Annotated in this window: 23 protein-coding genes; 19 read left to right on the forward strand and 4 right to left on the reverse strand. The window is 70.4% G+C overall.

Annotated elements, in window-relative coordinates; genetic code table 11:
• Window positions 1-656 (forward strand): TerD family protein (locus CCS38_RS24790; RefSeq protein ID WP_443742962.1); only part of this gene is annotated, 656 nt, incomplete at its 5' end.
• 15 nt (window positions 657-671) lie between these two features.
• Here CCS38_RS24790 and CCS38_RS24795 read toward each other — a convergent pair.
• A complete protein-coding gene (locus tag CCS38_RS24795) occupies window positions 672-1,970 on the reverse strand; it encodes a glycosyltransferase (RefSeq protein ID WP_223735518.1) in 1,299 nt (432 codons plus the stop codon).
• 95 nt (window positions 1,971-2,065) lie between these two features.
• Here CCS38_RS24795 and CCS38_RS24800 point away from each other — a divergent pair, with 95 nt between their 5' ends.
• From CCS38_RS24800 to CCS38_RS24810, 3 genes are all read left to right on the forward strand, one after another.
• Window positions 2,066-2,878 (forward strand): glutamate racemase, encoded by an 813-nt coding sequence (locus CCS38_RS24800; protein WP_223735519.1) that lies wholly within the window; start codon window positions 2,066-2,068, stop codon window positions 2,876-2,878.
• Window positions 2,879-3,040: 162 nt separating this feature from the next.
• Window positions 3,041-3,712 (forward strand): hypothetical protein, encoded by a 672-nt coding sequence (locus CCS38_RS24805; RefSeq protein WP_223735520.1) that lies wholly within the window; start codon window positions 3,041-3,043, stop codon window positions 3,710-3,712.
• 138 nt (window positions 3,713-3,850) lie between these two features.
• On the forward strand, window positions 3,851-4,330 hold the full coding sequence (locus tag CCS38_RS24810; protein ID WP_223735521.1) for an NUDIX hydrolase: 480 nt from the start codon (window positions 3,851-3,853) through the stop codon (window positions 4,328-4,330).
• A 115-nt stretch (window positions 4,331-4,445) separates the two neighbouring features.
• Here the strand turns inward: CCS38_RS24810 and CCS38_RS24815 are convergent, their stop codons facing one another.
• Both CCS38_RS24815 and CCS38_RS24820 read right to left on the reverse strand, forming a co-directional pair.
• Window positions 4,446-5,669, reverse strand: a complete 1,224-nt coding sequence (locus CCS38_RS24815) for a DUF418 domain-containing protein (RefSeq protein WP_223735522.1) — start codon at window positions 5,667-5,669, stop codon at window positions 4,446-4,448.
• 289 nt (window positions 5,670-5,958) lie between these two features.
• Entirely contained in the window at window positions 5,959-6,543 is a 585-nt protein-coding gene (locus CCS38_RS24820; RefSeq protein WP_223735523.1) for a carbonic anhydrase, read from the reverse strand.
• Between the two features lie 1,721 nt (window positions 6,544-8,264).
• On the opposite strand from CCS38_RS24820, the gene CCS38_RS24825 reads away from it, so the two are divergent.
• The 3 genes from CCS38_RS24825 to CCS38_RS24835 all read left to right on the forward strand — a co-directional run bounded on the left by CCS38_RS24825 (window position 8,265) and on the right by CCS38_RS24835 (window position 11,505).
• Window positions 8,265-9,389, forward strand: a complete 1,125-nt coding sequence (locus tag CCS38_RS24825) for a PLP-dependent cysteine synthase family protein (RefSeq protein ID WP_308050864.1) — start codon at window positions 8,265-8,267, stop codon at window positions 9,387-9,389.
• The gene (locus CCS38_RS24830) at window positions 9,386-10,684 is read left to right on the forward strand and encodes an MDR family MFS transporter (protein ID WP_223735524.1); all 1,299 of its coding nucleotides are present in this window, start codon (window positions 9,386-9,388) and stop codon (window positions 10,682-10,684) included. The genes CCS38_RS24825 and CCS38_RS24830 overlap by 4 nt, the downstream gene beginning before the upstream one ends.
• Before the next feature lie 185 nt (window positions 10,685-10,869).
• Window positions 10,870-11,505, forward strand: coding sequence for a DUF1326 domain-containing protein (locus tag CCS38_RS24835; protein WP_223735525.1), 636 nt, complete (start codon window positions 10,870-10,872; stop codon window positions 11,503-11,505).
• A 48-nt stretch (window positions 11,506-11,553) separates the two neighbouring features.
• On the opposite strand, the gene CCS38_RS24840 is transcribed toward CCS38_RS24835, so the two are convergent.
• Window positions 11,554-11,961 carry a four-helix bundle copper-binding protein gene (locus CCS38_RS24840; RefSeq protein WP_223735526.1) on the reverse strand — a complete coding sequence of 136 codons (408 nt, stop codon included), beginning with the start codon at window positions 11,959-11,961 and terminating at the stop codon, window positions 11,554-11,556.
• 638 nt (window positions 11,962-12,599) lie between these two features.
• On the opposite strand from CCS38_RS24840, the gene CCS38_RS24845 reads away from it, so the two are divergent.
• From CCS38_RS24845 to CCS38_RS24900, 12 genes are all read left to right on the forward strand, one after another.
• The gene (locus tag CCS38_RS24845) at window positions 12,600-14,036 is read left to right on the forward strand and encodes an MFS transporter (RefSeq protein WP_223735527.1); all 1,437 of its coding nucleotides are present in this window, start codon (window positions 12,600-12,602) and stop codon (window positions 14,034-14,036) included.
• A 112-nt stretch (window positions 14,037-14,148) separates the two neighbouring features.
• Window positions 14,149-15,360, forward strand: coding sequence for a trans-sulfuration enzyme family protein (locus CCS38_RS24850; RefSeq protein WP_223735528.1), 1,212 nt, complete (start codon window positions 14,149-14,151; stop codon window positions 15,358-15,360).
• A gap of 111 nt (window positions 15,361-15,471) precedes the next feature.
• On the forward strand, window positions 15,472-15,969 hold the full coding sequence (locus CCS38_RS24855) for a MaoC family dehydratase (protein WP_223735529.1): 498 nt from the start codon (window positions 15,472-15,474) through the stop codon (window positions 15,967-15,969).
• 89 nt (window positions 15,970-16,058) lie between these two features.
• A complete protein-coding gene (locus tag CCS38_RS24860; protein WP_223735530.1) occupies window positions 16,059-16,925 on the forward strand; it encodes a class I SAM-dependent methyltransferase in 867 nt (288 codons plus the stop codon).
• A complete protein-coding gene (locus CCS38_RS24865) occupies window positions 16,922-17,986 on the forward strand; it encodes a class I SAM-dependent methyltransferase (RefSeq protein WP_223735531.1) in 1,065 nt (354 codons plus the stop codon). Before CCS38_RS24860 ends, CCS38_RS24865 begins: the two co-directional genes overlap by 4 nt.
• Window positions 17,987-18,042: 56 nt before the next feature.
• Window positions 18,043-18,933 carry a diiron oxygenase gene (locus CCS38_RS24870; protein WP_223735532.1) on the forward strand — a complete coding sequence of 297 codons (891 nt, stop codon included), beginning with the start codon at window positions 18,043-18,045 and terminating at the stop codon, window positions 18,931-18,933.
• A gap of 52 nt (window positions 18,934-18,985) precedes the next feature.
• Window positions 18,986-19,852, forward strand: coding sequence for a class-II aminoacyl-tRNA synthetase family protein (locus CCS38_RS24875; RefSeq protein WP_223735533.1), 867 nt, complete (start codon window positions 18,986-18,988; stop codon window positions 19,850-19,852).
• A 49-nt stretch (window positions 19,853-19,901) separates the two neighbouring features.
• Window positions 19,902-20,270, forward strand: a complete 369-nt coding sequence (locus CCS38_RS24880) for a holo-ACP synthase (protein WP_223735534.1) — start codon at window positions 19,902-19,904, stop codon at window positions 20,268-20,270.
• 20 nt (window positions 20,271-20,290) lie between these two features.
• The gene (locus CCS38_RS24885; RefSeq protein ID WP_223735535.1) at window positions 20,291-20,545 is read left to right on the forward strand and encodes an acyl carrier protein; all 255 of its coding nucleotides are present in this window, start codon (window positions 20,291-20,293) and stop codon (window positions 20,543-20,545) included.
• A 1-nt stretch (window position 20,546) separates the two neighbouring features.
• A complete protein-coding gene (metK, locus tag CCS38_RS24890) occupies window positions 20,547-21,767 on the forward strand; it encodes a methionine adenosyltransferase (RefSeq protein ID WP_223735536.1) in 1,221 nt (406 codons plus the stop codon).
• A gap of 43 nt (window positions 21,768-21,810) precedes the next feature.
• Window positions 21,811-22,794 (forward strand): carbohydrate kinase family protein, encoded by a 984-nt coding sequence (locus CCS38_RS24895; protein ID WP_223735537.1) that lies wholly within the window; start codon window positions 21,811-21,813, stop codon window positions 22,792-22,794.
• A partial coding sequence (locus CCS38_RS24900) for a homocysteine S-methyltransferase family protein (protein ID WP_223735538.1) occupies window positions 22,791-23,973 on the forward strand: 1,183 nt, incomplete at its 3' end. The genes CCS38_RS24895 and CCS38_RS24900, both read left to right, overlap by 4 nt.

Consider the following 23,973-nt stretch of genomic DNA (forward strand, 5'->3'; position numbering starts at 1 on the left):
CCCCCACCCCGGTACGCCTGTCGAAAGTCACCCTGACGAAGGATGCCCCCGCCGTTTCGCTGACGAAGCAAGGCGGCACCTCGGGCGCGATGCGGGTGAACCTCAACTGGCAGACCCGTCCGGCGCCCTCGGAATCGGGGTGGGGCCGCAAGCTCAGCCGGGCGCTCGCCGGCCCCGCGGCCCTCGACCTCGACCTGTGCGCGCTGTACGAGCTGACCGACGGCAGCAAGGGCGTCGTACAGGCCCTGGGCAACGCCTTCGGGTCCCTGCACGCTCCGCCGTTCATCCACCTCGACGGCGACGACCGCACCGGCGCCGTGGCCGCCGGCGAGAACCTCACGGTCAACCTCGACCACCAGCGTCTCATCAAGCGGATTCTGTTCTTCGTCACCATCTACGAAGGCGCGCGCAGCTTCGCCGACCTGAACGCAACGGTCACCCTCACACCGCAGCGCGGCGCCCCCATCGACTTCTCCCTCGACGAGTGCACCGTCCCGTCCAACGTCTGCGCCCTGGCGCTGCTGATCAACACCGGCACCGAACTGGTCGTCCAGCGCGAGGCCCGCTACCTCGTCCCCGAGCGGGGCGTCAGCCCGCAGCGCACGGTGGACCAGGCGTACGGGTGGGGAATGCGGTGGGCACCGGGACGGAAGTGAGACGGCCGCCCGTGGCTAAGCACCCTCCGATGCCTCCCCGGTGGGCGGCGCCCCGTACGTCCGTCCCTTCCAGGCAGCGCCGCGCCCCCGGTAGTGCTGCACGGCCGAGTCGACCGTCATCAGGAGGTACAGCAGCGCGGTGAACGGCAGCAGGGGCGCGGTCCACGGCGGCTGCCTGTAGTAGCGCAGCATCGGCAGGTACGTTCCGGACATCACGGCCCACGCCGCGCCCCCGAGGAGCGCGGCCGGCGCGCTGCCGCCCACCGTGCCCGCGATCAGCGCGACGGGCGGCACCAGGTAGACCAGCGCGAGGCCCAGCACCGTGCCCGCCAACAGCAACGGGCTGTGCAGCAGTTGCGCGTACGCGCTGCGCGCCACCATCCGCCAGAGGTCGGCCAGGCGCGGATACGGGCGCACGCTGTCCACGTGGTCGGCGAGCCCGAGCCAGATCCGCCCCGTGCCCGCCCCGTCCCGGCCCCCGGAACGCTTGACGGCGCGGGCCAGCGTCACATCGTCGATCACCGCGTGCCGGATGCTCGCCGGGATCCCGGCCCGCTCGGCGGCGTCCCGGCGCAGCAGTACGCAGCCGCCGGCCGCCGCCGCGGTACGTGCGCCCGGCCGGTTCACCCAGCGGAACGGGTACAGCTGCCCGAAGAAGTACACGAACGCCGGGACGATCAGCCGCTCCCAGAAGTCCCGAACCCGCAGCCGCGCCATCTGCGACACCAGGTCCAGATCGGCCGCGCGGGCGGCGGAGACGAGCGCGCGCAGGCTGTCCGGCCCGTGCGCGATGTCGGCGTCGGTCAGCAGCAGGTACTCCGCGTCCGTACGCTCCCGGGCGAGCTCCATGCCGTGCCGGACAGCCCACAGCTTGCCGGTCCAGTCCGGGGGCGGCTCGCCGGGCGAGGTCACGGTCAGCGGCAGCCCGCCGCGCTCGGCGGCCAGCGTACGGGCCAGCTCCCCGGTCCCGTCCGTACTGCCGTCGTCGACGAGGAAGACCTCGGCCCGCCCCGAATACGCCTGCGCCAGCACGGACGGCAGACTCGCCGGCAGTACCTCGGCCTCGTCCCGCGCGGGGACGACGACGGCCACGGAGGGCCAGCGCCCGGACCCGTCCCCGGGCGCCTCGCCGGGCCGCTCTTCGGGGGCTACGCCCCGCCCGCCCACGGGTGCCGTCCCCGCGGCCTCCGTAGGCGCGGCGCGCTCCCTACGTGTCGTGCCCGGTGGCAGACGCACATCCGTCCGCCAGAAGAAGCCCTGGCCCACCAGGAGCCAGAGCCACGCCACCAGAGACGCCCCAGCGATCCACGCCATCACAGCCACTCCGGCAGTCTGCCCCACGGCGCTGCGAGCCCCGGGGAACCGGCCCGGTGCGGCCCGAACCGGGGGCCGCTGAGTAAGGTGTCCGGGTGAAGATCGCACTCATGGACTCCGGCGCGGGCCTGCTCGCGGCCGCCGCGGCCGTGCGACGGCTGCGCCCCGACGCCGGCCTCGTCCTCTCCTGCGACCCCGACGGCATGCCCTGGGGCCCGCGTACCCCCGCCGACCTCACCGAGCGCGCGCTTGCCGTCGCCAGAAACGCCGCGGCGCACAAGCCGGACGCCCTGATCGTCGCCTGCAACACCGCCTCCGTCCACGCGCTGCCCACCCTGCGCGCCGAGCTGGAGCCGGACCTGCCGGTCATCGGGACCGTCCCCGCGATCAAGCCGGCGGCGGCCGGCGGCGGCCCCATGGCGATCTGGGCCACGCCCGCCACGACCGGCAGCCCGTACCAGCGCGGCCTCATCCGGACCTTCGCCGCGGACATCGACGTCGCCGAGGTGCCCTGCCCCGGCCTCGCCGACGCGGTCGAGGCGGCCGACGACGCGGCCATCGCCGCCGCGGTCGCCGCCGCCGCTGCACTCACCCCACCGGACGTACGGACCGTCGTCCTCGGCTGCACGCACTACGAGCTGGTCGCCGACCGCATCAGGGACGCGCTGCAGCGCCCGGAGGGGCCCGTGCTCACGCTGCACGGTTCCGCCGAGGCCGTCGCCGCCCAGGCGCTCCGCCGCATCGGTGCCGAGCCTGCGCCCGCGGCCACGCCCAGCGGCGATCTGACCGTGATCCTCAGCGGGCGCATCGCCGCGCTTCCGGAGGCGGCCCTCGCCTATGAAGAGGGCAGGCTGCTCTCCGGTATCCCCGCGACCGGCGAACCGGCGGCCGCGGGTCCGGTCTGCTAGGCCCCCAGGGTCGCGCCGCAACGGAGTCGGCCCGTTACGGAACGCGTCATTTGAACGACCGGCTCCGTCTCTGAGCGGGCAGTCGGCGGCTCCTGTCTCATGCGTGACAGAGAGTTGCGCTGCCCGCTGCCGGGCGGAGCCAGTACGCGTACGCTGCCAAGCATGAGGGACCACCCCCAGGAGGGGGCAGCAGCCCCCGACAGCAGTGACGCCCGCCCGGCCCGGCACGCCGAGCACGGTGACGGCGGCGTGCCCGCCCCTGACCGGCCGTCCGCAGCGCCCCATGACGCGTGGGACGACTCCCCGTGCGCCTCTGTACCGGACGTCTGGTACGGGCGCGCGACCAATCGCTTCCAGTGGCTGCTGGCCGCCATCGGTGCGGCCTGTCTGGCGCTCGGTATCGAGCTGGCAGTCGACAGTGCCTGGTCATCGGGGGACACACCTCTGGTGATGGCCGTCGTCGGCTGTGTCGCCGCCGGGCTGCTCGTCCTCTTCGGGACGCTCGCCTTCGTGCACGTGGCCGTGCGGGTCGACAAGGACTGTCTGGAAGTGCGCTGCGGGCACATGGGCCTGCCGCGCCGCCGCATCCCGCTCTCGCACGTGGTCGACGTCGACTTCGCGCCCCGCGTCACACCCTGCCACTGGGGCGGCTGGGGCTACCGCTGGCGCCCGGAACAGGGCACGGGGGTGATCGTGCGCCGCGGTGAGGCGGTGATCCTGCGGCTCGGTGACGGCCGTACCTTCACCGTCACGGTCGACGACGCGGAGGCCGCGGTGCGCTGCATCCGCGCCCGCCTCGGCCTCCGTCCGAAGCCGGCCCGCGGGGCCGCATAGCCGCACAGCCCGAGGACGCCGCGCAGCCCCTGAAGACGCCGCGCAGCCCCCGAAGGCGGCGCGCCGGCCAGGGGAGATCCGGCCGTAACCCCACGGAAGCGTTTCGTCCCCTCCCGTAGTGCTCGCTAGGGTGCGGGCATGGCTACACCCGACTTCATCCGCGAAATCCGCGCGACCGCCGGCCACCAGCTGCTCTGGATGCCCGGCGTCAGCGCCATCGTCTTCGACGACGAGGGCCGGGTGCTGCTGGGACGCCGCGTCGACAACGGCCGCTGGTCGATCATCGGCGGCATCCCCGAGCCGGGCGAGCAGCCCGCCGTCACCGCCGTACGCGAAGTCCTCGAGGAAACCGCCGTCCACTGCGTCCCCGAACGCGTCCTCCTGGTCGAGGCGCTGGAGCCGGTCACATATCCCAACGGCGACCGCTGCCAGTTCATGGACATCTGCTTCCTCTGCCGCGCCACGGGCGGCGAGGCGCGCGTGAACGACGACGAGTCGCTGGAGGTGGGCTGGTTCGAGCTGGACGCGCTGCCCCCGATGGAGGACTTTGCCGTCAGCCGGATCAAGCAGGCCACGGAGGAAGCGCCGACCTGGTTCGCGGGCATCGGCCAGGCGTAGGAGCCCCCGGGTCAGGCGTAGGAGTCCCCGGGCCGGGCTGCAGGAGCACCCGGGTTCCAAGAGTCCCCAGGCTCTCCAAGCACCGCTCGACCGGGCTGCTGCCGCTGGATGCCGCTCACCGGATGAAGCGTGCCGGTCGGGTCGCGGTGTGCAGCACGTATTCGAGCGGACCACGCCGGAACAGCCGGGTCCATACGACTGCGAACAGCATCGTGGCCGCGAAGAACAGGAACAGTTCCCTCAGCGAGCCCGGCAGCTCGTCCTCCCACACGGCCCGGATGACCAGGATGTGCAGGACGTACGCGGACAGCGACACCATGCCGACGGCGGTGACCGGTGTGGCCAGGCGGCGGAAGCGCGGCAGCCGGTCGACGGCGATGACGCAGCCGGCCAGTACGGCCAGCGCAACGCCGGTGGCCCCCACGATCGACGGCGTGGTCTGGCTGTGCGGCGCGGCCACCAGCAGCCACTCGCGGAAGTTGTCCGTGGGCTCACCGACTGCCTGCGACCACCAGGCCGACAACGGTGCGTCGCCGTCCGTGTTCGCGGCGATGGCGGCGTAGGCGCCCGGGACCAAGTTCAGGGCCAGCCAGGAGCCCCCGTAACCGAGCACGGCCAGCGCGACGCCGGTCAGGGCCAGGCGGGTGCGCACCACGGCCTGGGAGAGGTCGAGCCGGGCCACTGCCATCCCCGCCAGCAGGAACGGTATCCAGGTCAGTACCGGATAGGGGCCGGTGAACAGCAGGTCGAGGACGCCGTCCGAGTCGGTGAGCCCGGCCAGCGGGTCGGCGGCGATCACGGTGTCGGACCAGCTGCCGCCATCGATGGCGAGCTTGACGAGGTACAGGACCTGGGGCAGCACCAGCGCCGTGGCGGCGGCCGCAACTGCCAACGACGCGGCGCGCAGCCGGTACAGCGGCAGGACGAAGACGAAGAGGAGCGCGTAGTAGGCGAGGATCACGTCGACCGAGGTGCCCAGCGCCATCAGGGCGATCCCCAGGGCGAAGAGTATGCCGGAGCGGATGAGCAACTTGGCCACTGCCTGGCGTCCGGCGCGTCCCGTCCGGGGTTCCCGGCGGCCGGTGATGAGGATCAGCGTGAAGCCGGCGAGCAGGGCGAAGAGCGCGGACGAACGACCGTAAGTGGCCTCCACCAGAGGGCCCAGCAGTCCGGCGTCCGACGGCTCGGGGCCGGCGTGGACGGTGAACATGCCCAGCACCGCGAGGCCACGGGCGAGGTCGAGACCAACGAGCCTGCGGGTGGTCGGAGCAGTGGCTTGTGGGGACGGTTGGGTCAGCCCGGTGGTGGTGTCACCGGTCAACGAAATCTTGTACGCCATTGCTCCACCGTGACCGTTTCAATTGAAACAGGAGATGGTTCCACTGGCTTCGACTGGTTGTCGCACACCTGCGCATCCCTCCCGTGCCGAACGGGGCTATGGAGTACGACTGATGTCCCCCTGAGCTCCTGCGTTCCAGATACGTGCGCGAGGAGGAACGCAATCGGCCACAGCCCGATGCGACGCAGGCGCAACGCAGATGCAAGGCAGACGCACCTCGGATCAACTCACATGCATGTGAGGGCAGTGGCAGCCCGGAAGAGGGCTGAAGAGGGCGATCACAACGCGATCACAGTGGCCGGAACATGCGCTCCCGGGCCTCGTAGGCGAAGACCTCGCCGGAGGTGATCTCGTAGAACCAGCCGTGCAGGCGCAGCCGCCTCTCCCGGACGCGGCGTGCGACGCACGGGTAGGAGCGCAGATGCTTGAGCTGCGTTTCCAAGTGGCGTTGCGTGGCGGCGCCCTTGCGCGGGGCGGCGGACTGGGAGTGGTACTCCGCGCGCTGCAGCCAGCGGTTGAAGAGCGCCATTCCCGGTAGCTGCTTGTCGGTCACCATGCCTTGTACCGCGTCGCAGCACGAGTGTCCGCAGACGACGATGTCGGGCACCTGCAACGCGATCACCGCGAATTCCAGGGTGGCGCCGATGCCGCAGTCGGCCTCGGACCTGTGGCGCGGGACGATGTTGCCGGCCGTGCGCAGTTCGAGGATCTCGCCCGGGCGAGCACCGGTGATCAGCGACGGTACGACGCGGGAGTCCGAGCACGCGATGAAGAGGGCCTGTGGGCGCTGGCCGTCGGCGAGTGCGGCGAGGTCATCGCGGCGCTCCGCAATGCTCGACGGGAAGGCGCGGGCGTTTTCGATGAGTGACTGCATGGTGGCCTGCCTTCTGCTGCGGGCAATTGATGGCAGGGATGCCGTGAGCGGCTGCCGGGCCGCGCGGGGTGTCATGGCCTGCTCCCGAACACGAACGGGGGCCTTTGCGGCCTCACCGGCGGTGGGTACAGGTCGCGGTTGTCGGCGGTGGGCGGCGCTGAATCCGGAGCCGCCGAGGCAGGTAGGTCGACGTCCACCCCTCTAAGCTACTACGCGACGTAGAAGTTCACGCCGTCGCAGCGCTGTGCGCGGTGGAACAAGCCAGGCTCCGGCTTCCCCACCGGCCGCGCACCGCCGCGTTCACGCCGTGTTCTCTGGGAGGTGGATGGTGTGACGCCTCGGCGGGTTAGGATCACGGTGTGATTACGGCCTGGTTGCATGCTCGTGCGCGGCGGACCCGCTCGTCAGCGGCTCCGTCCCATGCGCTGTGGCTGGTGCGTGTGCTGTGGCTGGGCCTGCTTCTCTTCGGGCTGTTGTACACGCATGTCGTCAGTCCCGATGTGGCGGCGCGTCATACTCCTTCCGGCGGCAGCGTTTCCGCGTCGGTGGCTCCCGTTGCTGCTGATGTGACAGCCGATGCTGTGGCGAGTGCTGCGACGGACTCCTCCTCCGGGGGCGGTGAGTCGGGCGGCCATCATGGTGATGGGCACGGCTCGCACCAGTTCGTCGACGACTGCGCGCTGGGACAGCCGGAACAGGGACCTGAGCTGGCGGCGCCTTGTCTGTCGCCGTTCGTCGGGGCGTGGGCACATGGCGCGCCGGTGATCGAGCACGCCCATGCTCCGGTGGCTCGGGGCCTCGCTGTTCCGATACCACCTTCTGCGGACCCGACGGTCCTGCGCATCTAGAGGTCGGCGCTTCTCGGCGTCCGACCTCCCACGCGTGCCGTTTTACCCGTGCCACGCAGGGATGGTCGACGGCTTTCCCGTCATCCCTCGCCGCGCGGAGGACTTGTGCCGCCCTGCCTTTTTGGCTCTTTGCACCCGTTGTTCCCGTTGAATTCGCTGTACCGAGTGCAGTCGCTGCAGTCATTGCAACCGCTGTACCCGTCGGACTCGCCGGCACCCCGGAAACGGTTCTCGTCGGCACGCCCGCTCTGGATGAGCCGCTTGGTGTGGGCCCTGCTGAGCGTGTTGCTGCTCACCGCGTTGGACTGCGGTGGGATGCCGGCGCACGTGGACAGCAACGCAGTCAGTAACGCAGTCAGCAATGCAGTGGTGTCGGCTGACGCTGCCCCGTCGCTCGTGGAGAGCGGACCGGCGATTGCCGCGGTGTCCGCCGCTGACGACGACTACTGCCCGCACCTGGGACCGGATGTCGACGCCGCATTCCGTACAGCTCAGCAGCCACTCCTGCGGGCGGTGCTGAACGCGTTCCCAGTGACCGCAATGGTCATCGGCGCTCGGCAGTGGGGGGCTCTCCCTCCCGCAGCCGCGAGAAGCCGGATTCCGAGCGAGGGGCGGACCGTGCTGGCCGCCGTCTGCCGGTGGCGCATTTAGCCGTCGCCGTTGCGGCCGGCCCCAGGCCGGTCTGCCGCGTGCCACGCCGTCCGCGTGGCGCGCGAGACGAGAGTCCGAACCATCTCCGGCACGAACGAGAGCGAAACGATGCACTCTCCGACCAAGAGGCATTCTCTGATCAAGGGGCATTCTCCGATCACGAGGAACCGGCCCGATCGGCCTGACCTGCCTGACCTGTCCGACCTGTCCGACCTGCCCACCGTGAACCACTCCCCGGTCACGGCCGGCCTCAGCGGATGCACCCCCGCCGGCTCCTCCCTCCGCGGACTGGTCGGCAACACGCCCGTGCTGCGGGTGTCCCAGCCCTTCACCTCGCCCGACCGCGGCTTCTGGGCCAAGCTGGAGGGCTTCAACCCCGGTGGCATCAAGGACCGTCCCGCCCTGCACATGGTGGAACGCGCCCGGGCCCGCGGCGACCTGCTCCCCGGCGCCCCGATCGTCGAGTCGACCAGCGGCACTCTCGGCCTCGGCCTCGCCCTGGCCGGGATGGTGCACGGCCACCCCGTCACCCTCGTCACCGACCCGGGCCTCGAACCGTCCATGACGCGGCTGCTGACCGCATACGGTGCCACCGTCGACATGGTGCCCGCGCCGCACCCCACCGGCGGCTGGCAGCAGGCCCGTCGCGACCGCGTCGCCGAACTCCTGGACCGGCAGCCGGGCGCCTGGTGCCCGGACCAGTACGGCAACCCGGACAACGTCGCCGCCTACACCCCGCTCGCCCTCGAACTCGCCTCCCAGCTCGGCCACCTCGACGTACTGGTCTGCAGCGTCGGCACAGGCGGGCACTCCGCCGGGGTCTCCCGTGTGCTGCGCCAGCTCTACCCCGGGATGCGGTTGGTCGGTGTGGACACCATCGGCTCGACCATCTTCGGCCAGCCCGCGCGCAGCAGGCTGATGCGCGGCCTCGGGTCGAGCATCTACCCGCGCAACGTCGCCTACGAGCACTTCAGCGAGGTGCACTGGGTCGCCCCGGCCGAGTCGGTCTGGGCGTGCCGGCAGCTGGCGTCCTCGCACTACGCGACGGGCGGCTGGAGTGTTGGCGCGGTCGCACTGGTGGCGGGCTGGCTGGCCCGCACCCTGCCCCGTGACACCCGTATCGCGGCGATCTTTCCCGACGGTCCGCAGCGCTACCTGGAGACCGTCTACCACGACGAATACTGCGCCGAGCACGGCCTGTTGGGCGTATCTCCCGCCCCGGAACCGGAGTTGATCGGCCGCCCGGACGAGAAGGAAGTCACCCGCTGGACACGCTGCACAGAGATCGCCGACCCCCTCGCCCCCACAGCGCGAGCCGAGGCCGCCGAGGGAGGGAGCGCGCGATGAAGAGCCTGATCACGCAGGTCCGCTCCTACGACCGCAGCGTCCAGTTGCTGATGGTGAATCAGTTCACCATCAACCTCGGCTTCTACATGCTGATGCCGTACCTGGCCGCCCATCTCTCCGGCACGCTCGGGCTCGCCGGCTGGCTGGTCGGCTTCATCCTGGGGGTACGGAACTTCAGCCAGCAGGGCATGTTCCTGATCGGTGGCACGCTCGCCGACCGTCTCGGTTACAAGCCGCTCATCGTCGCCGGGTGCGTGCTGCGGACCGTCGGGTTCGCCGCCATCGGGCTGGTGGACTCGGTGCCCGCGCTGCTCGTTGCCTCCGCGGCCACCGGCTTCGCGGGCGCGCTGTTCAACCCCGCCGTACGCGCCTACCTGGCCGCCGACGCGGGGGAGCGCCGGGTCGAGGCGTTCGCGCTCTTCAACGTCTTCTACCAGGCCGGCATCCTGCTCGGCCCGATGGTGGGCATGCTGCTGACCGGGCTCGACTTCCGGGTCACCTGCCTGGTGTCGGCGGTCATCTTCGCCGTGCTGAGCGCGGTGCAGATCCGTGCGCTTCCGGCGCGCCGGGCGAACGACGCGCCGCAGGGCTCCGGGCAGCCGCAGGAACGCGTGCTGTCGCAGTGGCGCACGGTGGTGGCCAACCGGCCGTTCCTGCTGTTCTCCACCGCCATGATCGGCTCGTACGTGCTCTCCTTCCAGGTCTACCTGGCCCTCCCGCTGGAGGTCCGGCGTGTGGGCGGCGACGGTGAGTTCGGTACGGCCGCGGTCGCGGTGATGTTCGCGGTGTCGGGGCTCGCCACCATCCTCGGGCAGACCCGGGTGACCGCCTGGTGCAAGGAACGGCTGGAGCCCGGCCGGGCTCTGGCCTGGGGCCTGCTGACCATGGGCACGGCCTTTGTGCCACTCCTGGCCGCCTCGGCGCTGCCCGTACCGGCCGGTGGTATCGGCCGGTGGCTCCTGGCCGCGGTGCCGCCGACCCTGGCCGCACTGATGCTGGCCCTGGGCACGATGATTGCGTACCCCTTCGAGATGGACACCATCGTCCGCCTCTCGGGCGATCGTCTGGTCGCCACGCACTACGGGCTCTACAACACCATCTGCGGCGTCGGCATCACCCTGGGCAACCTGCTCACCGGCGCGGCGCTCGACGCCGCCCGCGCGGCCGGCGTGTCCGCGCTGCCCTGGCTCGTGCTGTTCGCTCTCGGTCTCGGCTGCTCGGCTGCCCTGTACGGGCTCCAGCGGTCGGGCCGCCTGACCCGGCCGGAGGCCGTGCCGCAACCCGTCGGCGCCTGACCGATCCCGTCACTGTGGGGCGAGCGGACTCCGAGCAGTCCGCTCGCCCCACCCTCCGACTGCGCCCAGGAACCTCCCATGTCGGCTCTGGCCGATAAGGGTTGCATACCCCCAGGGGGTACTTGTCGTGGGATGGGCGCGACCTTAGCGTATACGGGGCGGGGGTATACGCGAAGGGGAGACCGATGGACGCAACGAACTGGCACCTCAAGGGCGAGTGGTTCGACGTGTGCAGCTGCTCCTTGCCCTGTCCCTGCACGTTCGCGCAGCCGCCGACGAACGGCGCCTGTCTGTTCACGCTCGTCTGGCACATCCGCGAAGGCCACTGCGGTGACGTCCGGCTGGACGGTCTGGGCGTGGTGGCACTGGGCGAGTTCGCCGGCAATATGTGGATCGACGACCCGGACGCCACGATGAAGGTCATGTTCTACATCGACGCCCACGGTAATCAGGCCCAGCGCGATGCGCTGGAAGGGATCTTCCGGGGCAACGTGGGCGGGTGGCCGGGGAAGTTCGGCTCGCTGATCAGCGAAGTACGCGAAGTGCGCTATGCCCCGGTCCGGTTCGACGCCGCCGAGGACCTGGCCTACTGGCGGGCGAGCGTACCCGGGAAGGTCAGCGTGGGCGCCACAGCACTCACCGGGCCGACCGCGGACCCGAAGCGGCGCGTGCAGCTGATCAACGCCCCTGGCGCCGAAGTCGGCCCCGGCCAGATCGCGACATGGGGCGTGGTCAGTGACGACCAGGTCCAGGGCTTCGACTTCTCCCGGGAGTACCGAGGAGGGTCGAGCAAGCACTTCCCGTTCGATTGGCGCCCGTGATGCATGACGGAGTGGCCGCCGGGACGGGGCCCGGCGGCCACCAGTCGGTCAGCCGAGGGTCTGTAGCAGGTCGTTGCATGCCTGTTCACAGGAGCGGCAGGCTTCGGCGCACAGGCGGCAATGCTCGTGCATGTCGGCGTGTGACGAGCATTCATCGGCGCATGCCTTGCAGGCGGTTGCACATGCCTGGAGAAGCGCGCGGGTGATGTTGGCGTCGTAGCCGGTGTGGCGGGACAGGACGGCGGCCGTCGCGTTGCAGATGTCGGCGCAGTCCATGTCGGTGCGGATGCACTTGGTGAGATCCCCGACCATGCCTTCGGACAGGCAGGCATCGGCGCAGGCGGTACACGCCTGTGCGCAGGCGATGCATTCCTCGATGCACTTGGTGAGTTTCTCGCGGTCGACGTCACCGAGGTCGGCCGGGTAGGTGGCGAGCATGTCCTTGACCTTGGCCATCACAGATCGCATCCTTCGCTGCCGGAGGCCGGCGGGCCGGGCGGCCATGCCTCTTCCACCCCCGGCCCTTGGCGGGTTGACCGTGGCGCGGCGAGGCAAACGCCCCCGGAGATGCCGACGGGGAGGAGTGACCCGGGGGGCGTCGTTGCATCCCTGGCACTGGCCGACTCTCCCTGGCGGCATACCCCGCCGGGGTATATGGTGCAAGCGATGCATGGAGCGACGCGTGTGCGTTGCCTCCATGATGGCGCGGTTGACGTGCCGGTGAGGGGGTGGAATGGATGTCTCGCAACAGTCGAGCGGGTGCGCCCGTCCGTGTGTGGCGGCTGGCGCGCCGGGCTGCGGAGGATCCCGTGGTGCGGATGCTCGCCGTGGCGCTCCTTCAGGTCGCCGCTGCCCGGATCGAGCAGTCGGGCGGCCCGGCGTCCGCGCGGCGCAGTTGCGGCGAAGGAGGCTGCAAGCCGGGCCGGTTGACCTGATTCCGGTGAGTTCCGGCCGAGAGACCGCCGATACCCCTCAGGGGTATCGGCGGTCTTTTGCTTTGTGATCACCCTGAAGGTTCCATTACCCCCAGGGGGTATGCTACGTTCCTCGCCGCAAGTACCCCCAGGGGGTATACGACGAGAAAGGGTGGCGCCATGTCTGCCGTCAATCCGCGGCGCTGGTGGGCACTTGCTGTGCTCGCGGCCGCACAGTTCATGGTCATCATGGACACGTCCATCATTGGAGTGGCGCTGCCGGAGATGCAGCGCGACCTCGGGTTCTCGCAGGGCGACCTGCAGTGGGTGTTCAATGCCTACGTCATCGCTTTCGGCGGTCTGCTGCTGCTCGGCGGCCGGCTCTCCGACCTGCTGGGTGCACGCAAGATCTTCGTCAGCGGCTGGGTGGTGCTGATCGCCGGCTCCGTCGTCGCGGCCGCCGCTTCCACGGCCTGGGTCGAGGTCGTGGGCCGTGCGGTGCAGGGCGTCGGTGGTGCGCTGATCGCCCCCGCGTCCATGACGCTGCTGATGATGCTCTTCGGGCACAACCCGAAGGAGCTGGGCAAGGCGATGGCCTTCTATGGAGCCGCGGCCCCGGCCGGCGGTACCGCGGGCGTCTTCCTCGGCGGTGTCTTCACCGAATGGGCCAGCTGGCCCTGGGTGTTCATCATCTACATCCCGATCGGCATCGCCACGCTCGCCGCCACCGGGCTGCTGCCCGCGGTCGCGGGGAAGCGGGGGTCCGTGGACCTGCTCGGTGCCATCGCCGTCACCGCGGGCCTGGCGCTCACCGTGTTCGCCGTGGTCCGTGCGCCGGAGGTCGGCTGGGGCACCACGGAGACCGTCCTCGAACTCGTCGGTGCCGCGGTGCTGATCGGTCTCTTCCTGGTGATCCAGCGTTCCGTCAAGGCTCCGCTGATGCCGCTGGGTGTGTGGCGCACTCCGGGCCTGGCGTCCTCGAACCTTTCGATGACGCTGCTCGGCGCGGCCTGGATCCCGATGTGGTACTTCCTCAACCTGTACCTCCAGCAGGTCCTCGGCTACGGCGCGTTCGCCAGTGGCGCGGCGCTGCTGCCCATGACCATCCTGCTCATGATCTTCATGACGATGATCACCGCCAAGCTGCTGGGCAAGTTCGGCCCCAAGCCGCTGATCGCCGGTGGGCTGTTCGTCCTGGCGGCCGGCCTGGTGTGGCTCTCGGCCGTCGAGCCGACCGGCACGTTCCTCGTCGACGTCCTGCCGGCCTCGCTGGTCGCGGCGCTCGGCATGTCGCTGGCGTACATCCCCGCCATGATGGCCGCGATGTCCGGCGTGCCGCAGGAGCAGGCGGGCCTGGCCTCCGGCATCGTCAACACCACCTACCAGGTGGGTTCCGCGCTCGGCCTGGCCGCGCTCACCGCGCTCGCCACTTCGCAGGGTGCCAGCAAGCTCGGTGACCTGCCCGCGCTGACCAACGGGTTCAGCTCCGCCTTCATCGGGGCCGCGGGCGTCGCGGCCGCGGGTGGCCTGCTCACGCTGGTGTTCATGCGCGGACGTGCGCCGCAGGCCGAGGCGCAGCAGAGCACCGCGCCGTCGGGCGAGAAGGCCGTCGCGTAGTCGTACGGCCGGCAGTCATTCCGGGGTCGTGCAGTGCCCGAACGGGGCGCGGCACGGCCCCGTTGCCGTAGTTGCCCAACTGTCCGACCAGTCCACGCAGGAAGGAAGCGAAATGGCAGAGGAGCGAGGCGCCGAGGCACTGCACCTGCAGACCCGCGCGGTCCATGTGACAGCCGCGGCGGCGGAGTCCGCCGCGGGCGAAGGGAGGCCGCTGAGTACGCCGATGGTGAGGTCGTCGGCGTTCGCGTACGACAGCGCCGACGCGCTCGCCGCGGCGATGGCCACTCCCGACGGGGACTTCGTGTACAGCAGGCGCGGTAACCCCACCGTACGCACGCTGGAACGCGTCCTCGCCGGCCTCGAGGGCGGCGCTCGGGCACTGGCGGCCGCATCCGGGATGGGGGCCATCAGCAGCACCTTGCTGGCCCTGCTGCGCCCGGGCGACCACGTACTGGTGCAGAACTGTCTGTACGGCGGTACGTACGCGGTGCTGTCCGACCTCGCCGAGCGGTTCGGCATCGAGGTGGAGCGGATATCCGGCGACGACGCGGGGGAGTTGTCGGCGCGCTTGCGCCCGGCCACCCGGCTTCTGCTGCTGGAGACGTTGGCAAATCCGACCGGTGAAGTGCCGGATCTGACAGGGCTGTTGGGTGTGGCGCGGCGGGCCGGTGTCGTGAGTTTGGTCGACAACTCTCTCGCGTCGCCCGCCCTGTGCCGGCCGATCGAGTTCGGTGCGGACATCGTGGTCCACTCCACGACCAAGTACCTGGGCGGGCACTCGGACGTGATCGGGGGAGTCGCGGTCTTCGCGGACGCGGAGCTGTACGAACAGGTCTGGCGGCGCGCGGTCGAACTCGGTGCCACCGCCGATCCGTTCGCGGCCTGGCTGACCCTGCGCGGCATCCAGACCCTGCCACTGCGCATGCGCCAGCACTGCCGTAACGCGGCATTCCTCGCCGCCCGGCTGGAGCTGCACCCAGCGGTGAAGCAGGTGTACTGGCCGGGGCTTGCCACGCACCCCTCCCACGAGCGCGCCCGCCGGTTTCTCTCCGGCTTCGGCGCGATGGTCTCCTTCGAGCTGGCCGGCGGGCGGGACGCGGGACGCGCCTTTGCCGAGCGGCTGCGCATCGCCCAACTCGCCCTGTCCTTGGGCGGCGTGGAGACGCTGGTGACCCACCCGGCCAGTACCTCCCACCGGGAACTCGACGACCGGGCGTTGCGGGCCGCGGGGGTCGGTGCCGGGATGGTGCGGATGGCGGTGGGGATCGAGCACCCCGAGGACCTCTGGAACGACATCGAGCAGGCGCTCCCACGGCCTTGGTGAATCCATAGATTTGGATTGACAAAATAAACGGCTCGATCGTAAGTTGTGGTGTGCCAAGGGCTGTTGAGTCTGAAAAAGGCTGTCGAGTCTTGACGAGGGGATGGCACGCGCATGCGTTACTTCGAGGACTTCCGCGCCGGTGACGTTCACGAGCTGGGGACGGTCACCGTGACCGAGGAGGAGGTGCTGGAGTTCGCCGCGCGCTTCGATCCGCAGCCGTTCCACACCGACCGGGAGGCCGCCGGGCGCAGCCCGTTCGGCGGACTGATCGCCAGCGGATTCCACACCGCCGCGATGTTCATGCGGTGCTACGTGGACGGCCTGCTCGCCGGCAGCGACGGCCTGGGTTCGCCCGGCATCGACGAGGTCCGCTTCCTCCGGCCCGTGCGGCCGGGGGACGTCCTCACCGCACGGATGGAAATCCTCGGCTCCCGCCCGTCCCTCGGCAATCCCGCCACCGGCATCGTGCAGCCCAAGTGCTCGCTGGTGGCCGCAGACGGGACGGTCGTGTTCAGCATGGTCCTGCACAGCATCTTCCGGCGCCGCTCCGCCGCCGAACCCCCGTCCAAGACGGCGGCGGAGGACCCGGTGCCCTGCGTGCGCGGCTGACGCCGGACACGACCGTCCACTCCACCAGTGCCGACGGCCCCGAGTCCCGTCCGGGGCCGGCCGGCTCCCAATCGAAGGGGGACCCTCCTGTGGAGGCCGTATCCCGCACAGCACAGTGGACCGCCGCCGCACGGGCACTCGAATCCGAGCGCCCGGACCGGCTGTTCAACGACTCCTACGCACGTACCGTCGCCGCCGACACCGGCTTCGAGCTGCTCGAACGGTACGCGGGCGCCGGTACGGTGCCCTTCCTGGCCATCCGCACCCAGTACCTCGACCGGGCCATCACACGGACCGTCGCCGAGGGCGGCATCCGGCAGGTCGTCTTCATCGCCGCCGGCATGGACACCCGCTTCTACCGGCTGCCCTGGCCGGACGGCGTCACGGTCTACGAGCTGGACCGGCCCGCGCTGCTGGACGCCAAGGCGCGGATGCTCGCCGATGAGCCGCAGCCGAGCGGCCGCACCCGGCACCCCGTCGCCGTCGACCTCACCGAAGAGTGGACCGGGGCGCTGAAGGAGGCCGGCTGGCAGAGCGAGCGGCCCACGCTGTGGGTCGTCGAGGGCCTGCTCTTCTTCCTCCCCGAGGACGCCGTACGCACTCTGCTCGCCACGCTTGCCGACGTGAGCGCCCCGGACTCCGTCCTGGCCGGCGACGTCATCAGCCGGGCCGCCCTGGAGAACCCGCTGTCCCGGCCGTTCCTGAAGGCCCTGGCCGACGACGGCAACCCCTGGCTCTTCGGTACGGAGGAGCCCGAGCAGCTGCTGCTGGACACCGGGTGGTCGCCGCGCGAGATCAAGCAGCCCGGTGACGAGGGCGCCGACTTCGGCCGCTGGCCCTACCCGGTGCCGCCCCGCAGCGTGCCCCGCGTACCCCGGTCCTTCCTGTTCACCTGCGACCTGCGATCCGCGGACCGGCGAGGAACGCAGCACATGGATGAGGAGCCCAGATCATGAGTGCCGTTCTGCAAGGTGTCACCACCGAAGAGTTCCACCAGCGCGTCATCACGGACGCGGCCGCCGCCGTACGCGGCCTGACCGTCGCCCTCGGCGAGCGCCTGGGGCTGTACCGCGCCCTGGCCGAGCACGGCCCGCTCACCCCGGACGAGCTCGCCGAGCGCACCGGTATCAGCGCGCGCTACGCCAAGGAGTGGCTGCACGCCCAGCTCAGCGCCGACTACGTCGAGCGCCACCCCAGCTCCGACCGCTACACCCTGCCCGCTGCGCACGCGCCCGTCCTCGCCGACCGCGCCGCGGTCACGTACACGGCCGGCTTCTTCACCGCGCTCAAGGCCCTGTACGCGACCGAGGACCTGCTCGTGGACGCGTACCGCACCGGCGAGGGCGTCGGCTGGGCCGAGCACGACCCGGCGCTGGACACCGGCATGGGCAGCTTCTTCCAGCCCGCCTACGAGCACCGCCTGATCCCCGAGTGGCTGCCCGCGCTCGACGGGGTGACGGACAAGCTGCGCAACGGCGGCCGGGTCGCCGACGTCGGCTGCGGCGTCGGACACACCACCCTGCTCATCGCCAAGGCGTTCCCCGAGGCCACCGTGCACGGCTACGACTACTCCGAAGAGGCGATCAGCATTGCCCGCCAGCTCGCCGACGACGCGGGACTGAGCGATCGAGTGGTCTTCGACACGGCCTCGGCCGACGACTACCCGGGCCGCGACTACGACCTGGTGACGTTCTTCAACTGCCTGCACGACATGGGTGATCCGGAAGGGGCCGCGGCACACGTCCGCAGCACCCTGAAGCCCGACGGCACGTGGATGCTGGTGGAAACCAACGCCTCCGCCGACGAGGTCACCGCCGGCACGCCCGCCGCCCGGATGTTCATGAGCCTGTCCGCCGTGATGTGCCTGCCGGTCGCCGTCGCCCAGCGCGGCCCGTACGCCCTCGGCAACCACTCCGGTGAGACGGCCTTCCAGCAGATCGCCAAGGCCGGCGGCTTCTCCCGCTGGCGCCGCGCCACCGAGACGCCCGTCAACGCGGTCTACGAGGCCCGTCCCTGACCCGCCCGTCGCACCGGACCACGTCACACCGGACCACCCGTACTGGAGGGACGACCATGGCCGCCCCGGCCCTGCCCATCACCGACCGCTTCCAGGAAGTACTGGAACGGCTTTCGACCAAGTCCATCGAGGACTACTACAACCCGTACCAGCAGTTCGACTGGCCCGACCGGCTCGACGAGGACCGGATGTGGATGAGCCCCGAGCTGCTCACCCCGTACGGCACCCCGCTCTTCGACCAGCTCGGCGAGGAGACCCTGCGCCGGCTGTCGAAGTGGGAGAGCATCAACTTCTACAGCCTCAACGTGCACGGCATCCGTGAACTGCTCATCGAGGTCGTCAACCGCATCCACATGCCGGGATTCGAGATCCCCTCGGACTTCTTCCACCACTTCATCGGTGAGGAGAACGAGCACATGTGGTTCTTCGCCGAGTTCTGCCGCCGCTACGGCAACAAGATCTACTCCTCCACGGCGATGCGGGCCACCTCCGACTGGGAGCCGGAGGTCGAGAACTTCCTGGTCTTCGCCCGGATCCTGTTCTTCGAAGAGCTCGTGGACTTCTACAACACGCACATGGCGCAGGACGCGTCGCTGTGCGACACGATCCGGCAGGTCAACCGGCTGCACCACCAGGACGAGTCCCGGCACATCGCCTTCGGCCGCGAGCTGGTCTCGCTGCTGCACACCCGGATGCGCGAGACGATCAGCGAGGAGCGGCACGCGGAGGTCGAGGCGTACCTCAAGCGGTACGTCGTCTTCAGCATCAACTCGCTCTACAACCCGCACGTCTACCGCGACGCCGGCGTCGCCGACCCGCTCGCGCTGCGCAACGCCCTGCTCGCCGACGACCGCCGCCGCGCCATCGAGCGCAAGTCGGTCCGCAAGCCGCTCGCGTTCTTCCTGAAGACCGGGATCTTCACGGACGACGTACTGCCCGTCATCTGACCCGGCCCGCCGTCCGACCCCCGTCGCGATCCATGCCCCAAGTGAGGTACGTATGTCCACACCCGCCGAGGTACGAATACCCCCGCCCACCGACCACCGAGCCGGACTGCCCACCCTGGGTGCGGAAGGCACCGCACTGCTGCGGCTGCTCGACGACACCTTCGAGGGCTGGGGCCACGCCGCGGGGGCCACCTCCATGACGGCGCCCCCGCTGCTGCCCACGCAGGACCTGGCCCGCCTCGACTACTACGAGAACTTCCCCCACCAGGCCGTGGTGGTCTCCCCGCTCAATCTGGAGAGTGTCCAGGGCGGCTCCGGGCTCTGTCAGGAGACCGGCTGCTTTCCCTGCGACGCCCTGCAGCCGGCCTCCCTCGGGCTGCCCTCGGCCTCCTGTTACGGCGTCTACCTCAGCCACGAGGGACGGCAGCTGGCGGCCGACACCCTGGTGACCGTGGTCGGCTGGTGCTTCCGCAAGGAGGAGAAGTACGAGGGGCTGCGCCGCCAACTCGGCTTCCGTATGCGGGAGATCGTCGCGCTGGGCGGCCAGCAGCACGCCGAGCAGCACCTCACCTCCTTCAGCGACAGGATCACCGCCTTCGCGGCGGCGCTCGATCTGCCACTGCGCAAGGAAGCGGCGTGCGACCCCTTCTACGACAAGGGCAGCTCCAAGGCCGTGCTGCAACGCCTCGTCCCCGTCAAGCACGAGTTCCTCTTCGAGGACCTCGCCATCGCGTCGGTCAATACCCACCGCAACTTCTTCGGTGACCGGTGCGACATCTCGCTCGGGCCGAGCGGGGACCCGGCCTTCACCAGTTGCGTGGCCTTCGGGCTGGAACGCTGGCTGTCGGCACTGACCCGCCGGTACGGCGACTGGGACGCGGCGGCCGACGCGGTGCTGCGGGCCAGGTCGGTGCTCTGACGTGCCGGCCCAACCCGCCCCCAGTGGCCCGGGCTGGGCACATCTCGGCATGGACATCGTGTCCGTCACCCGTGTCCGGCGCCTCCTCGACGAGCACGGCGAGGACTTCTTCACCCGCATGCTGGTCCCCAGTGAGCTGGCCGACTGCCGCACATCCACCGGGCTGGATGTGCTCAGCCTCTGCGGACGCATCGCCGCCAAGGAAGCCGCCTTCAAGACCCTGCGGGTCCGCAACCGCTTCCTGCCCTGGCTGGACATCGTGGTGCAGCGCGCCGACGGCGGCTGGCCGCTCGTCGACCTGCGCGGCGGGGCCGGCCGAATGGCCGCCGCCGCCGGCATCTCGCAGATCACGGTGAGCATCAGCCACGACGTCGACTACGCGGTCGCGGTGGCCGCACCCATCCTCACAGAACGCTGAATCCGAAGGAGAGTAACCCCATGTCCAACCCCGTGACCGACGGAATCGACCAGGTCAAGGCGTGGATCGTCAAGCGCCACCCGGACCGCGAGGACATCGCCGGTGACCTCGACCTCATCCAGAACCGCATCATCGACTCGCTGTCCTTCGTGGAGTTCGTCTTCCTCCTGGAGCAGGTGAGCGGCCGGTCCATCGACATGGACACCCTGGAGGTCGACTCCATCCGCACCCTGGACGCCATCGAGCAGCACTTCTTCGCGGCCCGGGTGAGCTGACATGAGCCTGCGCCTCTTCACCTCGGAGTCGGTGACCGAGGGACACCCCGACAAGATCGCCGACCGGATCAGTGACTCCATCCTCGACGCGCTCCTGAAGGAGGACCCCTCCTCGCGCGTCGCCGTCGAGACCCTGATCACCACCGGTCAGGTCCACGTGGCGGGCGAGGTCACCACGAAGGCGTACGCGCCGATCGCCCAGCTCGTACGGGACACCGTCCTCGCCATCGGCTACGACTCGTCGGCCAAGGGCTTCGACGGCGCCTCGTGCGGCGTGTCGGTGTCCATCGGTGCCCAGTCGCCCGACATCGCCCAGGGCGTGGACACCGCGTACGAGCAGCGCATCGGCAACGGGCCGGGCGCGAGCGACGAGCTCGACCGCCAGGGCGCCGGCGACCAGGGCCTGATGTTCGGCTACGCCTGCAATGACACTCCCGAACTGATGCCACTGCCGATCACCCTCGCCCACCGGCTCGCCGCCCGGCTCACGGACGTCCGTAGGAACGGCACCGTCCCCTACCTGCGCCCGGACGGAAAGACGCAGGTCACCATCGAGTACGACGGGGACCGGGCGGTCCGCCTCGACACCGTGGTCGTCTCCTCCCAGCACGCCTCCGACATCAGCATCGACGGCCTCCTCGCGCCCGACGTCCGCGAACACGTCGTCGAGCCGGAGCTGGCGGCGCTGGCGAAGGCCGGCATCAAGCTGGAGACGGAGGGGTACCGGCTGCTGGTCAATCCCACCGGGCGGTTCGAGATCGGCGGCCCGATGGGGGACGCGGGCCTCACCGGCCGGAAGATCATCATCGACACGTACGGGGGCATGGCCCGGCACGGCGGTGGCGCCTTCTCCGGCAAGGACCCGTCCAAGGTCGACCGCTCCGCCGCGTACGCCATGCGCTGGGTCGCCAAGAACGTCGTCGCGGCCGGCCTCGCCGCCCGCTGCGAGGTGCAGGTCGCCTACGCGATCGGCAAGGCCGAGCCGGTCGGGCTCTTCGTGGAGACCTTCGGCACCGCCACCGTCGATCCCACCCGGATCGAGGAGGCCATCAGCGAGGTCTTCGACCTCCGCCCCGCCGCGATCATCCGCGACCTGGACCTGCTCCGCCCGATCTACGCCCGGACCGCGGCGTACGGCCACTTCGGCCGCGAACTCCCCGAATTCACCTGGGAGCGGACCGACCGCGCCGCGAAGCTGCGCACCGCGGCGGGCTGCCAGTAAGGGCACTGCCGCGCACACCACTGAAGCGAGAGAGGAGCACATCGTGCGGACAGTCGTGACCGGTTCCATTGCCACCGACCATCTGCTGACCTTCCCCGGAAGCTTCGCCGATCAGCTCATCGCCGACCAACTGGACCGGGTCTCACTGTCCTTCCTCGCCGACCGGCTCGACATACGCCGCGGGGGAGTGGCAGCCAACATCTGCTACGGACTGGGCCTGCTCGGACTGCGCCCTGTCCTGGTCGGCGCCGCGGGCACCGACTTCGAGCCGTACCGTGTCCACCTCAAGGAACACGGGGTCGACACCGACTCGGTGCACATCAGCACCGATCTGCACACGGCCAGGTTCGTCTGCACGACCGACCGCAGACAGAACCAGATCGCCACCTTCTATGCGGGAGCGATGGCCGAAGCCCGCACCATCGACCTGTGCGACGTGGTCGCACGGGTCGGCCGCCTGGCCCTGGTCGTCATCTCCCCCGACGACCCGCAGGCGATGCTCCGCCATACGGCGGCCTGCCGGCAACACGACATCCCCTTCGCCGCCGACCCCTCGCAGCAGCTCGCCAGGCTGAACCGGGCAGAGGTCCGGCAGCTCGTCGAGGGCGCCCGCTGGCTGTTCAGCAACGAGTACGAAGCGGCCCTGCTGCAGGAACGCTCCGGCTGGACAGCGGATCAGATCCGCGCCCGCGTGGGCTGCTGGATCACCACCCTCGGCGAGGACGGAGTACGCCTCCAGAGTGCTGACCGCGCGCCGGTCGTGATACCGGCCGTGCCGGTCGAAGGCGTCGTCGACCCGACCGGGGTCGGCGACGCCTTCCGGGCCGGCTTCGTCGCCGCGGCGACCCGGGGCGTCCCCCTGGCCGACGCCGCCCGCCTGGGCTGCGCCATCGCCGCCACGGCTCTCGACTACATCGGCACCCAGGAGTACCGCCTCTACCGCGACCCGCTCCTGGCCCGGCTCCGCAACGCCTACGGCATCGCCGTACCTGCCCGGATCCTGCCCCACCTGAGGGAGCTGACGTGACCACCACACCTCAACGGGTGGCGGAACTTCGCCAGGCCCTCGCCTCGCGCGTCGTGGTCGCCGACGGAGCCATGGGCACCATGCTCCAGGCGCAGGACCCGACCATGGACGACTTCCAGCAGCTCGAGGGCTGCAACGAGATCCTGAACGTCACCCGCCCGGACATCGTCCGCTCCGTGCACGCGGAGTACTTCGAGGTGGGCGTCGACTGCGTGGAGACCAATACCTTCGGCGCGAACCTCGCGGCGCTGGGGGAGTACGACATCCCGGAGCGGGTGTACGAGCTGTCGGAGGCCGGGGCGCGTATCGCGCGGGAGACGGCGGACGAGTTCACCGCCGCCACCGGGCAGCAGCGCTGGGTGCTGGGCTCGATGGGCCCGGGCACCAAGCTGCCGACGCTGGGCCATGTCGGGTACGTGCCGTTGCGCGACGCCTACCAGCAGAATGCGGAGGGACTGCTCGCCGGCGGTGCGGACGCGTTGCTGGTGGAGACCACCCAGGATCTGCTGCAGACGAAGGCAGCGGTGCTGGGGGCGCGGCGGGCGCTGGATGCCACTGGCGTCGGTCTGCCGGTCATCTGCTCGGTGACGGTGGAGACCACCGGCACGATGCTGCTGGGGTCGGAGATCGGTGCGGCGCTGACGGCGCTGGAGCCGCTGGGCATCGACATGATCGGCCTGAACTGCGCGACCGGCCCGGCGGAGATGAGCGAGCACCTGCGTTACCTGGCACGCCACTCCCGCGTCCCGATCTCCTGCATGCCCAATGCCGGGTTGCCGGTGCTGGGGAAGGACGGTGCGCACTACCCGCTGAGCGCAGCCGAGCTGGCCGACGCGCAGGAGACCTTTGTACGGACGTACGGGGTGTCGCTGGTCGGGGGCTGCTGCGGTACGACGCCGGAACATTTGCGGGAAACGGTGAAGCGGGTCCGGGGCTTGGTTCCGAGCGAGCGCCGGCCGCACCCGGAGCCGGGCGCCGCTTCGCTCTACCAGACCGTTCCCTTCCGTCAGGACACCTCGTATCTGGCGATCGGTGAGCGAACGAACGCCAATGGCTCGAAGAAGTTCCGTGAGGCCATGCTGGAGGGCCGCTGGGACGACTGTGTGGAGATGGCCCGGGACCAGATCCGCGAGGGCGCGCACATGCTCGACCTGTGCGTGGACTACGTGGGCCGGGACG

The organism is Streptomyces purpurogeneiscleroticus, assembly GCF_020024005.1.
Classification (GTDB): domain Bacteria; phylum Actinomycetota; class Actinomycetes; order Streptomycetales; family Streptomycetaceae; genus Streptomyces; species Streptomyces purpurogeneiscleroticus.

Coding starts and splice junctions, on each gene's coding strand:
- CCS38_RS24830 (WP_223735524.1), top strand. CDS start 9,386: ATGAAGAGCCTGATCACGCAGGTCCGCTCCTACGACCGCAGCGTCCAG.
- CCS38_RS24835 (WP_223735525.1), top strand. CDS start 10,870: ATGGACGCAACGAACTGGCACCTCAAGGGCGAGTGGTTCGACGTGTGC.
- CCS38_RS24840 (WP_223735526.1), bottom strand. CDS start 11,961: ATGGCCAAGGTCAAGGACATGCTCGCCACCTACCCGGCCGACCTCGGT.
- CCS38_RS24845 (WP_223735527.1), top strand. CDS start 12,600: ATGTCTGCCGTCAATCCGCGGCGCTGGTGGGCACTTGCTGTGCTCGCG.
- CCS38_RS24855 (WP_223735529.1), top strand. CDS start 15,472: ATGCGTTACTTCGAGGACTTCCGCGCCGGTGACGTTCACGAGCTGGGG.
- CCS38_RS24815 (WP_223735522.1), bottom strand. CDS start 5,669: ATGGCGTACAAGATTTCGTTGACCGGTGACACCACCACCGGGCTGACC.
- CCS38_RS24885 (WP_223735535.1), top strand. CDS start 20,291: ATGTCCAACCCCGTGACCGACGGAATCGACCAGGTCAAGGCGTGGATC.
- CCS38_RS24810 (WP_223735521.1), top strand. CDS start 3,851: ATGGCTACACCCGACTTCATCCGCGAAATCCGCGCGACCGCCGGCCAC.
- CCS38_RS24820 (WP_223735523.1), bottom strand. CDS start 6,543: ATGCAGTCACTCATCGAAAACGCCCGCGCCTTCCCGTCGAGCATTGCG.
- CCS38_RS24795 (WP_223735518.1), bottom strand. CDS start 1,970: ATGGCGTGGATCGCTGGGGCGTCTCTGGTGGCGTGGCTCTGGCTCCTG.
- CCS38_RS24805 (WP_223735520.1), top strand. CDS start 3,041: ATGAGGGACCACCCCCAGGAGGGGGCAGCAGCCCCCGACAGCAGTGAC.
- CCS38_RS24865 (WP_223735531.1), top strand. CDS start 16,922: ATGAGTGCCGTTCTGCAAGGTGTCACCACCGAAGAGTTCCACCAGCGC.
- CCS38_RS24875 (WP_223735533.1), top strand. CDS start 18,986: ATGTCCACACCCGCCGAGGTACGAATACCCCCGCCCACCGACCACCGA.
- CCS38_RS24870 (WP_223735532.1), top strand. CDS start 18,043: ATGGCCGCCCCGGCCCTGCCCATCACCGACCGCTTCCAGGAAGTACTG.
- CCS38_RS24880 (WP_223735534.1), top strand. CDS start 19,902: ATGGACATCGTGTCCGTCACCCGTGTCCGGCGCCTCCTCGACGAGCAC.
- metK (WP_223735536.1), top strand. CDS start 20,547: ATGAGCCTGCGCCTCTTCACCTCGGAGTCGGTGACCGAGGGACACCCC.
- CCS38_RS24850 (WP_223735528.1), top strand. CDS start 14,149: ATGGCAGAGGAGCGAGGCGCCGAGGCACTGCACCTGCAGACCCGCGCG.